The sequence below is a fragment of the Stieleria maiorica genome (assembly GCF_008035925.1).
GTDB classification, from domain to species: Bacteria; Planctomycetota; Planctomycetia; order Pirellulales; family Pirellulaceae; genus Stieleria; species Stieleria maiorica.
The window spans coordinates 805,879-818,419 of the sequence record NZ_CP036264.1 but is presented as its reverse complement, the minus strand read 5'-3'; the positions used below and the strand labels follow the sequence as shown (position 1 = coordinate 818,419).

Here is a 12,541-nt window from a genome sequence, read left to right as displayed (position 1 = left end):
CGCCTCCGGTCGCACGCGGTGTGTGTGGCGGGAGCCATACCTGCAGCGCGTTCCAAGGCGGAGCCTCGGAACGAGGCAATTGTGTATGCCCCTCTACTTCCCTCAGCCCTGTTCCAGCTCGATCGCGGCGTCGGCGATTAGCGTGGGGATCCCGCCGCGGACAGGGTACAAACGCGCACCGTCTGCGGTGGTAAGGCCTTGGTCCAGTGCACTTTCGACCAGCTGGTCAGAGGCGTCGCGGACCTGCCGGCGGGCAATTTTTTCGTTCAAATCGGCGATCACCGCGGCGGGCGAAATCTGCAGGGATTGCCCCGAAATCGGGCACTGGATCAACGACAACAGCTTTTCATCGAGCATCTTTTTGGGGTTCCGGCGTGGGTATTGTTCGAGTTGGCGGGGATCAAAACCGATTTTTGGGAAGGTGGCGCCCGGGCAGTCAAATGGCTGAGCCGGGGTCGCCGGCCCTTTCTCATCAGGTTGAACCATTCACGCCGGGCATGGAATGCCTGGGGCGGGGAGTTAACGAGCATGAACGTTCGCAAAACGGAATTGTTACGCAAGACAGCAGCCACCTTGTTCGTCGCGGCAGGCGCGATCGCCATTTCCGGCGGAGCCGGGGCGCAAGCCCCCAGCGGTGACCTGCAGCGGGACCCGGTGACCGGCGATATTTATCGTACCGTCACTCAACGGACCACGCGGCCGGTGTACGAGGACCGTATCGAAAAGCAACAGACCGTGGTTCATCGCCCGGAAACCGTCACCGAAATCCGTCCAGAGGTTCGCACCAGCTACTCGCCAGTCACCCAGATGCGCTGGATGCCCTACGTGGAAGGCCGCTGGAATCCCTTCCGCCAGCCGACCGTGGCTTATCGTCAGGTCCCCGAAACCCGCTGGGAGGCACGCAGCGAAGTCGTCAATCGCGCCACCACGCAGACCCGCTGGGTTGCCGAAACGCGGACCGTCGACGTCCCCAAGCGGACCGTCCGCTACGAAACCACCGAACAAAAGGGGCTGGAACTCGTCGCCCGCGCGATGCCGCAACCCAGAGTGGGCTCCAACGTCGCTCCGGAAATCGCGGCACGGCTGCAGCCGATTTCGACGACCACCGACGGAACCTACGCCACCCAGCCTGTCACGGCGATCGCATCCAACACCGTCGGCCGATCGACCAGCGAACCGCCACTGCGGAGTTCCACCCAATCCGGGATGCGGACCAATGTGCTGCAACCCAACAACTCCCTGACCACGCCGATGCCGACCACCACCGGGGCGGTCATCGCCACCGTGCCGTCGTTCTCGGTGTATCGGTAGCGTACGACGGCCCTTCCCTGATGATGGACCGCCTCTCTGTTTGAAGTGCCAAATTCAATGTGATCGTGCTAGCCCGACGTGATCATGCTAGCCCGACGCGTAAGCGAGGGGCATCGTGTGCCCCTCGCTCACGCGTCGGGCTGGCATTGGCATGCCGTGCGGCTCACGAAAGGCTAGACACCAAGGAATCACTCTTCACGCTCGACGTGGCTGGGGACGACCAGGACGGGATGGGGGCTGCGTCGGATGCGATCTTGGGCGAACCCCTGGCCGAAGCGATCGTCCACTTCCAGCGGCAGGACCAACAGGGTCTTGTCGCGGTTTTGCAAGGGATTCGGCGGCGCGACCTCACCGGCCAGCGGGCGCAAATGATAGCTGCGTCCCAGCTTGGTCGCCGTCTTGGCCATCGCCCCGTGGATCGAATGATGCGTCTTGGTCAACGCCTCGGAAAACGACTCGGGGTCCAGCGTCGCGCCGTCGGAAAGCGCTTCGACGATCGATTTAATATTCTCGTATTGCTCCTTTTCGACCACCAAATCCAGTGTAACCGTGGCGTCATCGGCCGACAGACCAAAGGCCCACGCGGCGGCTTTGGATTCGACGTCGCATTCGGCACCCACGACGACGGAAACCTGATGGACGCATTGTTCCAGCCTTTGATCGTCGCGTCGAATGACCAACATCGGACGGGGACAGCGCGTCAGTAACACGTCGATGACGGTGCCGGCGCTGTCGGTGCCGACCTTTTCAAAGTCGCGTCCGAAGGGGCAGGGCACGATCAGCAGATCGACCGCATGCGTCCGAAGTGCCGCCAGGATCATGTCATAGGAATCGCCGTCGCCGCGTTGGATCGGACGCGCACCGGAGACCGATTCGATCACCGCAGCGGTCAGGTCGCCTTGGGGTGATTGGCGGGCATCCAGAACCAGCGTTTCCACGTTGAAGGTTTCGCGCAAGTAGCCAGCCGCGGCCACGCCCGCCTGGTCTTGGGCTGATCCGTCCAAGACCAACAAGATGCGGGAAGGTTTGATCGGTTCAAGTGCGGGTGCGTCGCCGACTTTCGATTTCTCGAACATCCGCATGGACTCGTCGACCCCGCGGTCGACTTCGTTCGGCTCCGAATCAGACATGAATGGTTGTCGCGTGGTGGGGGAAATCAACGAGAGACAAAAAGTGGGAGAGGCATCCAGGCCGTCTGGCGGAGTGTCGATGACGGTCCTGGATGCCTCTCCCACTTGGTGGTTGATTCTAACGCGAATCCCGTTGCGATGGAGCGCGAGCAACGCGTCTCAGGAACCTTCCTGCCCAAGTTCCAACAATTCGCGCGCCGCGTTGCTGTATCCCAGCACCGCAACCCGCACCTGCATCGGCAGCGAGCGGATCTGTTGATCGGTGTACGGGTCCAGCCGGTTGCTGGTGATGCCCTGGTACCACTGCGATTCGGACGGTTCGTCGGCGTCCGGTGGGACGACGCGGCGCCACAGTTGGGAAATCGGATTGGATCCTGACTTGGGATGTTGTCGTGCGAACGCGGCCAGCTTTCGGTCCAAGTGTGCCAACCGCAACGCGATGTCGGCCGCCTGAAGATCGCCTTGTTGATGCACGGCGACGACAAAGTCTTGCTGTGCGCGGGGGCGTAGCTTGGACGAACCGAACAGCGAATGATCCACCCCGTGCGCCGTGATGCTGACTTCCAACAGCCCTCCGCGCCAGGATTCGGGCACGGCAAACGAGACACGAAACAGCTTTTCACCCTCGAGTACTTGCTGGGTGGTCCAGCGGAATTTGAAGTACACGCCGCGTCCGCGATCGATCGTGCCCGAGGCGATCACCGCTTGCACCGGCGCCTGACGCTGGAACTCTGTCGAATCGGATCGCTTGCGTGATTCGTCGGCACCGAAATGGGCGGCGCCCACGTGGGGCACCACGCCGTCAAGGTTCAGCCCGATCGAATCGGATTGTTCGTCTTTGTTGGTCACCGAAATCGGACCGGCGAAATCGGATTGCAGTTCCGTTTTCGGCGCGAAATCGATCACCGGCAATCGGTCGCGCATTCGGCAACGGACCAACAGATGGTCGATCGGCGGTGCGTCTTGCGACGCCACGCCGACTCGGCCGGCGATCAGTGATGAAAGCACCAGCTGGACCGAAACCTCGCGCCCCTGTCTCGGCAATCCGGTGGCCTGCCCCGGCAACGAAGTGTCCTGGGCCACGACAACGGCGGGCATGTCGAATTGGATTTTGGGGGCGTCCGCCGGGGCATCCACACTGCCCAGAGTGTGCGTCGTGATCAGCAAGGCTGCGGTGACAACGCATCGTTTGAAGAAAGCATCCATTTGAGAAATCTCCGGTGATCGTCTGTTGCGTCATCGGAATCATTCCGTTGTCTTGACGAATCGGTCCCACCGATTCGGATTGTGTTTCGATATCCCGTCGCAATCAACAATATCACCCGGGCAACCACCGGCAACGCTTCCGCAACTGGTGCAATCGGAGCGTGGATCAAACGCAGCACCCGATCACAGCGGTCGTGAAACATCGACTCAATCGTCGGCCATCACAGCGTCTGGCCGTGAAACAATCCGCTCAGCTGTGCATCCGCGGCAGCGGGCTGCCCTTGGCGATGATTGCCGTTTCCTGCAGGGACAGTTGGTCGAGCCGCTGGTGGACTTCGGCGCGCGGTGCGAATAGCTCGGCCAGTTTGACGTACGTCGTGTGGTGACGGGCTTCGGATTCGAACAACCCGGCATAGAAATCGGCCAGCTCGGCGTCGCGTGGGCGAACATGATCGGCGAGCAGACGGAAGCGTTCACAGCTGCGTGCTTCGATCAGCGACGCGATCAGCAATCGATCCACCCCGCGCTGGGGTTCACGTTCGCGGGTCAGCGCGTTCAGCTGGCGGCCGTAGTGTCCGCTGGCGAGTCGTTTGAAGGTGATGCCGCGGCGATCGAGCACGTCCATCACCATGTGGTAGTGTTCGAGTTCCTCCTGAATGATCCGCGTCATCTCCACACACAGCGGTCGATTTTCGGTGTAGGAGTTCATCAAATTCATCGCCGTCGATGCCGCCTTGCGTTCGCAGTGGGCGTGATCGATCAGGATCTCCGGCAGGTTCTCGTCGACCTGCTGGAGCCATCGTTGGGTGGATTCGCTTTGGAGGTGCAGCATGTCAGTCGGCAAACAGGTCAATCGGCAAAAAGGGCGGTGGCGAAGCTGTCGGCGTCGAACTCGGCGATGTCTTCGATGCTTTCGCCCAGTCCGACGAATTTGACGGGGAGTTCGAATTGGCGACGGATCGGCAAGATCACTCCGCCACGGGCCGAGCCGTCGAGTTTGGCCAGGATGATGCCGGTGCATCCGGCCGCATCGCTGAACCCCTTGGCCTGGCTGATCGCGTTCTGTCCGGCCGTCGCGTCCAGGACCAACAGGACTTCGTGCGGCGCGTCCTCGACTTTCTTGCCGACGACGCGGCGGATCTTATCCAGTTCCTGCATCAAGTTGGACTGCGTTTGCAACCGACCGGCGGTATCGATGATGGCGACATCGGCGCCGGTTTCGATCGCCTTGTCGACGGTTTGAAAGGCCACGCTGGCCGGGTCGGCGCCTTGTTTGCCCGTGACGATGTCGCAGCCGATCCGCTGGGACCAGATCGTCAGCTGCTCGACGGCGGCGGCGCGGAAGGTATCGCCGGCTCCGAGCACGATTTTTTTGCCGTGGGAGGTCAGGTAGTGGGAAAGTTTTCCGATCGAGGTGGTCTTGCCGCTGCCGTTGACGCCGACGACCAGGATCACGCTGGGCTTGCCGGCCAGATTCAGCGGTGCGGCGTCCTGCCGGAGCATCGCCTGGGTTTGGGCGGTGATCGATTCCAGCACCTCGTCCAAGCCGACTTTGCGGCCGCGGAAGCGTTTGGCGACGTCGTCCCGCAGCTCTTCGGCCGGTCCGGCGCCCATGTCGGTGCGGATCAGTTTGGCAAACAGTTCGCCCAGAAACTCATCGTCGACCAAGCGCCCTTCGTCTTTGAACAGGTCGCGGATGTCGGTGTTGAGTGCCCGGCGTGTCTTTTCCAACCCGCTTCGCAAGCGACCGAACAAGCCGGCCGAGGACTCCGTGGGCGACGTCGCCTCTGACGAGGCGACGGGTTGCGGATCGCGTGGGGCGGCGGAATCTTGCGGCGTCGGCCCCGACGGCTGGGCGGAAGGGGAGTCAGCGGCTGCGGACTCAGCGGCGGGGGAGTCGTCGGATTTTTTCTTGGAGCGCCAGAAGACCATCAGTCTTGTTCTCGGTGGACTATCGAGTGGTGGGGGAAGGGCAAAGTTTGCCGGAAAGGTCGCGTTTGCGGTACCGCCCGACGGATCGGAATCGGTTTTCCGCCAGTTTACCGCCGGATGATCGGTCGATCAGGGCGTCTTGCCGCAGCCGGCAAAGTTTCGCTGATAGCACTGGGCGGCACAGTTGGACCAGCTGGACCGCTGTTGGGGGGAGCCGATGAAAACATCCGATTTCGACCCCAAATCGTGAACATTCCATCCCGATAACGCAGGTGACGACAGAGGCGACGCGTCAGACGGTCAGATCGCAGCGTCCGACACTGGAGTCCCTTTTTTGACCACAGTCGCCTCCAACGACTCGGTCAAACCGGGGACGACAAGCCGTCGGACATGCCTTGACCCGACCAATAAGGGTCTCAGCGGCCCGCGTGCTTTGGTCGCGGGCGTAATTCGTTGTTGCCCTGCCCTTTTTTAGAACCCAGAGAATGGAATTCGGGAGAATTTAAAGCGATGAAGCTTAGCAAGATTGCCATGCTGGCTGCGATTGCCTGCGCGTCCTACACGAGCAGCATGACCGCGAGCGGAAATGACACAATTGACTTGGTTTCGCATTGCGCGGCCGCTTGCGATTGCGGCGAGCCGGTCTGTGGATGCGAGGTGGTGGCGGGCTGCGATCCCTGCGGCGACGCCTGTGACAGCGGCTGCGGCGACGCCGGCTGCGATAGCGGATGCTGCGACAGTGGATGCGGTTTGGGAGGCGGCCTCGGCAGTCTTCTGGGCGACTGCTGCTTGGGCGAGCAATGGTCGCTGTTCGGCGAGCATTGCGGTTGGAGCGCAGGCGGTTGGGTCCAAATGGGCTACCACAACAACGCCCTGCCGTTGTTCAACAGCCGTCCCGACGAGTACCAACTGCACCAAGCGTGGCTGTACGCCGAAAAGGCGATTGACACCTCGTGCGGATTCGACATCGGCGGCCGTATCGACTATGTCTACGGTACCGATGGGCCAGACACCCAAGCGTTCGGCACCGACCCCCGCGGTTGGGACAACGACTGGGACCACGGGAACGACTACGGGCACGCGATCCCGCAGTTGTACATGGAAGCCGGCTATGGCGACCTGTCCGTCAAAATGGGACACTTCTTCACCATCATCGGATGGGAAGTCGTGACCGCCCCGGACAACTTCTTCTACAGCCACGCTTACACGATGTACAACAGCGAGCCGTTCACCCACACCGGTGTCCTGGCGACCTACAACGTCAACGACAACGTCACGGCCTACGGTGGATACACCTTCGGTTGGGACAGCGGGTTTGACGACAACGGCGACAACTTCCTGGGCGGATTGTCGGTCGCACTGAGCGACGACGTCAGCCTGACGTACGCCACCACCATCGGACGTTTCGGCGATCTGCCGCTGGGAACTCCCGAGCGTGGCTACATGCACTCGATCGTCGCCGACGTGACCCTGACCGATAGCCTGCAGTACATCTTCCAAAGCGATTACCTGGACACGGAAAACGCTGCCGGAACGACTGTCCGCGAAACCTTCGGCATCAACCAGTACCTGATCTACACCCTCAGCGATTGCTGGGCCGCAGGTGGACGATTCGAATGGTACAACCAAGAAGGCGTTTACAGCCCCGTCGGCCAAGACGACGACATCTACGCCTTGACCTTGGGCCTGAACTACAAGCCGCACTCCAACGTCATCGTTCGCCCCGAAATCCGCTGGGATTGGGACGACGCCGTGGTTGCCGGCCTGGACGAGGGCGACGACCAAACGACCTTCGGCATCGACACGATCTTCTTGTTCTAACCAAGCATCGTTTCGATCGACCGAATCGGTCAAACGCAACGGCCGGTGGCTGCTCGACCCCCTCGAGCGGCCGCCGGCTTTTTTCGTGGCCGGTCCGCGGCAAACGCGACCTGACCGGTACGAATTAACACCTCGTGTTAAGACTGGCAATTCTGGCGAAATGCGAAAATCCAGAACAGTCGATTTCTTGGCAAGCGACTCCCGATACATCTCTTGGAAGATGGTCAAGCGGTTTTCGATCGGCGCTCTCGCAAGGCGGGCGTCTGATGTCCTTCAGATACCGCCCGACACGTCGAGCGACAGCCCCGCGGACAACCGGGCTGCGGCTCGATGTGTCTACCGATCACACGCTTCGCAATACCAAGGAAAAAGAGACGTTCTGAGATAAGGACGACGAGGGAGACCCATGAAACGAAAACTGTTATTCAGCACACTTGCGTTGTTGTGCTTTGGCGGCAATGCCCTGGCCGGTGGACCGTCTGCCGATGGGAACTATCACGCCCTGTACCAGGCCGCCCCCGGCGCGTCCGCCGAAGTCGCCCAGGTCGGCTGCACCGAGGATCTCGGCTGCGGATGCGAAACACCTTGCGACTGCGACGTCGCCGCTTGCGAACCGGATTGTGGCGCCGACGCATTGGTCGGATGTGATGTGGGTTGCGACGCCGGTTGTGATGGCGGCTGTGACTCCGGTTGCGGCTGTGGTTTCGGCAACGGATTCTTCAGCAAGCTGGGCGGCTGCGATCTGGGCGAACCGTTTGCCCTGTTCGGCGAATGCGGCAACCTGTCCGCCGGCGGTTGGGTCCAAATGGGGTACCACACCGACGCCCTGCCGCTGTTCAACAGCCGGCCCGATGAATACCAACTGCACCAAGCCTGGCTGTGGGCGGAAAAGGCGATCGACACGTCCTGCGGTTTCGACATCGGCGGTCGCATCGACTACATCTACGGTACCGATTCCCAAGACACCCAAGCCTTCGGCATCGACAACAACCACTGGGACAATGATTGGGACAACGGCCCCGACTACGGTCACGCCATGCCCCAGTTGTATCTGGAAGCCGGCTACGGAGACCTGTCGGTCAAGGTCGGACACTTCTACACCATCATCGGATGGGAAGTCGTGACCGCCCCGGACAACTTCTTCTACAGCCACGCCTACACGATGTACAACAGCGAGCCCTTCACCCACACCGGTGCACTGGCAACGCTGGCCGTCAGCGAAGACGTCGAAGTCTATGGCGGTTACACGTTCGGTTGGGACAGCGGTTTTGAAGACAACGGCGACTCGTTCCTGGGCGGTGTCTCCTTGGCGCTCAACGAAGACATCAGCCTGATCTACGCCACCGTCGCCGGTCGCTTCGCCGACAAGGGCGGCAACACCGAAAAGGGCTACATGCACTCGATCGTCGCCGATGTCGCGCTGACCGACAGCTTGCAGTACATCTTCCAAAGCGACTACCTGGACACCGAAAACCAGAACGACGCCGGCGTGCGGAACACCTTCGGGATCAACCAGTACCTGATCTACACGCTGTCGGATTGCCTGGCCGCCGGAACACGTTTCGAGTGGTACAACCAAGAAGGTGTCTTCAGCGCCTACGGCACCGAGACCGACATCTTCGCCCTGACCATGGGCGTCAACTACAAGCCGCACGCCAACGTGGTCGTGCGTCCCGAAATCCGCTTCGACTGGGACGACGACTTGGTCGCCGGACTGGACGAAGGCGAAGAGCAGACGACGTTCGGCATCGACACGATCTTCTTGTTCTAAAACGATCGCAAACGCGATTCCCGCAACAGGCCGCGTCCGCCCCAGGGTGGACGCGGTCTTTTTTGTTTTTCAGGTGGTCGAGTCGACGGCAACACGAAGCAAGCGTCCCTTCCCGAGGCCCAGTGATTTCATCCCTCGTTTCCAGGCTCCGCCTGGGAACGGAATTGTTTTCGTCTGTCGGATTTTGACGGTTTCGATTCCAAACCCTCTCGAGACCCGTCGTTTAACGCCAGCCCAATGCCACCTATCGCTATGAGCCGACGGCGCTAGCCGCGGGCCTTGGAACGAGTCTTGATTACGGCACGACCATGGCAACGAGGGGGGGCTTTATCCGCTCTGGAGCGTCTGCCTAATTCGTTGGCACACGTCTGCATGCCTGCTGGGCATCGAGCTTGGATCCGTTGATTCGAACCGGCGTACCGGGCGGGTCTGAAGATCTTCTATTTTTTTTAAGTCTCATATTGCTAGCGACTTGCGACGACACGCTCATTCCAGGGCGACGTTTTGGTCCGTCAGATGCAACTGTCTCGAATCGTCCTAGCCGGCGATCAACAAAACAAGTGGTTCTACCTACCGCTGCCCTGACGCCAGTCGAGACTTGTCTCGGCTGGTGGCAGGGCACCGAGAACACCTCTTCTGGCAACGCCGCATGTTCAGCCACCCCGGTGCTTCAAGCAAGCGCCGGGTTTTGGAACTCTCGGTCCCGTCCCGGGCCGGAAGCTGCCCCGCTCGGAGGAGTGTCCGCCTCGCTCCTCCGAGCACGGGCTTTTTAGCGGCGTGTTTTCTAGCGGCGGCCATTCGACGGGGCGTTTGTCGCTCGCAGCCGGTCGGTTATAGTCGCCACTGGAGAGACGCGATCACGATTGGATGATGCGTTCGGCGGAAACCATCAAAGGGCCCAGCGACTGTGAAACTGATCATTGCCATCATTCAACCGACGAAGCTCGAGGCGGTCAAAGAAGCGTTGACGCAGGTTGACGTGCACCGTTTGACCGTGCTGGATTGCCAGGGATTCGGTCGCCAGAAGGGGCAATCGGGCAACTACCGCGGCACCGAATTCAGCGTCAACCTGCTCCGCAAGGTGCAATTGCAAATCGCCGTCAACGAAGAGTTTGTCAATCCGACGATTGAGGCGATCTTATCCGGCGGCCGGTCCGGTGACGCCGGCGAAATCGGCGACGGCAAGATTTTTGTCCTGCCGATGGACGACTGCATCCGCATCCGCACCGGAGAAACCGGCAGCGAAGCGATCTAAAAGGGCGCGTCTTCTTCGCTGGCTTCGTTGAACGCCGCGTTGGGGTCGCTGACCCGCTCGCTCATCGCGTCGGCGGGGTTCGCATTGCCGGTGATCTTGAACGAGGTCGCTTCCACGTTGACGAAGAATTTGACTTCGCTATTGGCGTCCTTCTGCCAACGCCGGCCGTTCAGTCGATAGGTGATCTCGACCTCGTCCCCCTCGTTCATTTCATCGACCGAGTCGCAGGAATCGCGGGTGAATTCGACCGGTACGAAGTTGGTGAAGCTGCCCTTATCTTGCTCCAGAACCACCAGACGTTTGCGGAAACCTTTGCTGCCATAGGTCTTGGTCTCTTCGATCAAGTGGACAACGCCGGTGACGGATGGATCGCTCATCGCTTCTCTCAAAATCGCTCGGAATGAATGGTTTTCAGGGTCGCGAATTGTAGCCTCTCACGGAGCAAAGCGAGAGGGGGAGCAGAGATGGGGTGGGGAGATGCCAGAAAAATAGTGGACAGAAAAACGGGTCGCCGAACCCTGAAACCTAAAACGCCTCCCGCCGCCGCTTGCGTTGCCAGAACTGATACCCGGGGACGAAAAAACAGAGCGCGGCGACGACGCCGAAGATCAGGTGCCCCCAGCGCGGTGCGACGGCCATCAGCAGGGCGGTGGCGAACAGCGCGATCGCTTGGAAATAGAACGCCCCCGACAGCATGCCCGCTTTGACGACGAACACCGTCGCACTAATCACGCCCAACAAGGGGGAGAGCACCAGGACGTCCAGACCGAGCAGTCGCTCGATCGGAAACAACATGCCGATGGCGATCATGTTGCCGCCCCAGACATGGGCGATTTGGCGTTCGATGAACGTCACCGGTCCCATCCGCTGGCGGAGTTTCCAGAACACCGCGGCCCAGGCACCCAGTCCGATCGTCCAGACGCCCATGTAGATGTAACGATTCTCACAGCCGAGGAACTCCAGTTGCCAGGTCAGGTAACCGGCGACCAACAGCACCAGCGAATGCCACATCCACAGCGTGCCCCAGTTTTCCAGCACGGCGGCATGGTGGGTCTCGCGAAAGATGCGGGCGATCACCTGGGCGAACCTTCCGCTCCGCGCCGCGACGATCTCATCGGCCAGAAACGCATCCAGGTCGTCGGCCAGATCCCCGGCCGATGCGTAACGCAGGTCGATCGGTTTTTGCAGGCATCGGATCACGATCATTTCCAGGTCGCGATCGAGTCCCGGGCGAATCGCCCGCGGCGGGCTGGGGTCTTGTTCGATCACCAGCATCACCATCTCGACGGCAGTCTCCGCGACCAGCGGCGGTCGGCCGGTCAGCGAAAAGTACAGCATCGCTCCGAGGGAATAGATGTCGGTCGGCGGTCCCAGCAATTCACGTCTTCCACCGGCTTGTTCGGGCGACATGTAGGCCGGCGTTCCGACCAACATTCCGCTGCGGGTCAAATCGGCGCCGGCGCCCGACTCCTTGGCCAACCCGAAGTCGGTGATCAGCGTTTGGCCGTCTTTGGTCAACAGCACGTTGCTGGGTTTCAGATCGCGGTGGACGAATCCGTGGTCGTGCGCGAACTGCACCGCGCGGGCGACGTCGGCAATGATCCTGGCCGCCGCGCGTTGCGGCAGCGGTCCCCGGGCGGCTCGATCGGCAAGCGTTTCACCCTTGATGTATTGCATGCTGAAAAAGGGCCGGCCGTCGAAGTCACCGACTTCGTACACCGGAACGATTCCCGGGTGCACCAGACGGGCTGTCGCGGCCGCCTCGGCCAAGAAGCGTTCCAGGTCGGTGTCGCTGGCCAAGCGTCCGCGCAAAATCATCTTGACCGCCACTTCGCGGTCCAGGCTGATTTGGCGGGCGCGAAAGACGACGCCCATGCCGCCGCGTCCGACTTCTTCGATCAGTTCGTAATCGCCGATCGTGGTCGGCAGTTTCAACCGTCGCCAGCGGCCGTCATCGCCCGAGGGTGTCGCGGGGCGTTGGTCCGCTGCGTTACCGGCGGTGTCGGTCACCAACACGGCGGCCCACAGCTGTCGCAGTTCGTCCGCCAAGTCCGGGTTTTCACGACAGACACGGTCGAAATCGATCGGTTGGTCGCGACAGATCGCATCGGTCAT

The 12,541-nt window shown here is 61.1% G+C and carries 11 protein-coding genes; 4 read left to right on the top strand and 7 right to left on the bottom strand.

The window, feature by feature from the left end:
- Positions 1 to 102: 102 nt before the first annotated feature.
- A complete protein-coding gene (locus Mal15_RS02555; RefSeq protein WP_147866316.1) occupies positions 103 to 357 on the bottom strand; it encodes a hypothetical protein in 255 nt (84 codons plus the stop codon).
- A 171-nt stretch (positions 358 to 528) separates the two neighbouring features.
- On the opposite strand from Mal15_RS02555, the gene Mal15_RS02550 reads away from it, so the two are divergent.
- Complete coding sequence (locus tag Mal15_RS02550) at positions 529 to 1,311, top strand: hypothetical protein (protein WP_147866315.1); 783 nt, start codon at positions 529 to 531, stop codon at positions 1,309 to 1,311.
- Positions 1,312 to 1,499: 188 nt separating this feature from the next.
- On the opposite strand, the gene Mal15_RS02545 is transcribed toward Mal15_RS02550, so the two are convergent.
- The 4 genes from Mal15_RS02545 to ftsY all read right to left on the bottom strand — a co-directional run bounded on the left by Mal15_RS02545 (position 1,500) and on the right by ftsY (position 5,579).
- Complete coding sequence (locus Mal15_RS02545; protein WP_147866314.1) at positions 1,500 to 2,441, bottom strand: universal stress protein; 942 nt, start codon at positions 2,439 to 2,441, stop codon at positions 1,500 to 1,502.
- 159 nt (positions 2,442 to 2,600) lie between these two features.
- A complete protein-coding gene (locus Mal15_RS02540; protein WP_147866313.1) occupies positions 2,601 to 3,647 on the bottom strand; it encodes a hypothetical protein in 1,047 nt (348 codons plus the stop codon).
- Between the two features lie 250 nt (positions 3,648 to 3,897).
- A complete protein-coding gene (gene miaE / locus Mal15_RS02535; protein ID WP_147866312.1) occupies positions 3,898 to 4,479 on the bottom strand; it encodes a tRNA-(ms[2]io[6]A)-hydroxylase in 582 nt (193 codons plus the stop codon).
- 17 nt (positions 4,480 to 4,496) lie between these two features.
- Positions 4,497 to 5,579, bottom strand: coding sequence for a signal recognition particle-docking protein FtsY (gene ftsY, locus Mal15_RS02530; RefSeq protein WP_147866311.1), 1,083 nt, complete (start codon positions 5,577 to 5,579; stop codon positions 4,497 to 4,499).
- A 510-nt stretch (positions 5,580 to 6,089) separates the two neighbouring features.
- Here ftsY and Mal15_RS02525 point away from each other — a divergent pair.
- From Mal15_RS02525 to Mal15_RS02515, 3 genes are all read left to right on the top strand, one after another.
- Positions 6,090 to 7,400 (top strand): porin, encoded by a 1,311-nt coding sequence (locus Mal15_RS02525; protein WP_147866310.1) that lies wholly within the window; start codon positions 6,090 to 6,092, stop codon positions 7,398 to 7,400.
- Positions 7,401 to 7,806: 406 nt separating this feature from the next.
- Entirely contained in the window at positions 7,807 to 9,171 is a 1,365-nt protein-coding gene (locus Mal15_RS02520; RefSeq protein WP_147866309.1) for a porin, read from the top strand.
- 907 nt (positions 9,172 to 10,078) lie between these two features.
- Positions 10,079 to 10,426 (top strand): P-II family nitrogen regulator, encoded by a 348-nt coding sequence (locus Mal15_RS02515; protein ID WP_147866308.1) that lies wholly within the window; start codon positions 10,079 to 10,081, stop codon positions 10,424 to 10,426.
- On the opposite strand, the gene Mal15_RS02510 is transcribed toward Mal15_RS02515, so the two are convergent.
- Positions 10,423 to 10,803, bottom strand: a complete 381-nt coding sequence (locus Mal15_RS02510) for a DUF3127 domain-containing protein (RefSeq protein WP_147866307.1) — start codon at positions 10,801 to 10,803, stop codon at positions 10,423 to 10,425. The two genes, Mal15_RS02515 and Mal15_RS02510, sit on opposite strands and share 4 nt — an antisense overlap.
- 148 nt (positions 10,804 to 10,951) lie before the next feature.
- Positions 10,952 to 12,541, bottom strand: coding sequence for a serine/threonine-protein kinase (locus Mal15_RS02505; protein ID WP_147871810.1), 1,590 nt, complete (start codon positions 12,539 to 12,541; stop codon positions 10,952 to 10,954).

Bases quoted from the DNA above. Each gene is read 5' to 3' on its own strand.
- Mal15_RS02555 (WP_147866316.1), bottom strand. From the start codon at position 357: ATGCTCGATGAAAAGCTGTTGTCGTTGATCCAGTGCCCGATTTCGGGG.
- Mal15_RS02550 (WP_147866315.1), top strand. From the start codon at position 529: ATGAACGTTCGCAAAACGGAATTGTTACGCAAGACAGCAGCCACCTTG.
- Mal15_RS02545 (WP_147866314.1), bottom strand. From the start codon at position 2,441: ATGTCTGATTCGGAGCCGAACGAAGTCGACCGCGGGGTCGACGAGTCC.
- Mal15_RS02540 (WP_147866313.1), bottom strand. From the start codon at position 3,647: ATGGATGCTTTCTTCAAACGATGCGTTGTCACCGCAGCCTTGCTGATC.
- miaE (WP_147866312.1), bottom strand. From the start codon at position 4,479: ATGCTGCACCTCCAAAGCGAATCCACCCAACGATGGCTCCAGCAGGTC.
- ftsY (WP_147866311.1), bottom strand. From the start codon at position 5,579: ATGGTCTTCTGGCGCTCCAAGAAAAAATCCGACGACTCCCCCGCCGCT.
- Mal15_RS02525 (WP_147866310.1), top strand. From the start codon at position 6,090: ATGAAGCTTAGCAAGATTGCCATGCTGGCTGCGATTGCCTGCGCGTCC.
- Mal15_RS02520 (WP_147866309.1), top strand. From the start codon at position 7,807: ATGAAACGAAAACTGTTATTCAGCACACTTGCGTTGTTGTGCTTTGGC.
- Mal15_RS02510 (WP_147866307.1), bottom strand. From the start codon at position 10,803: ATGAGCGATCCATCCGTCACCGGCGTTGTCCACTTGATCGAAGAGACC.
- Mal15_RS02505 (WP_147871810.1), bottom strand. From the start codon at position 12,541: ATGACCGATGCGATCTGTCGCGACCAACCGATCGATTTCGACCGTGTC.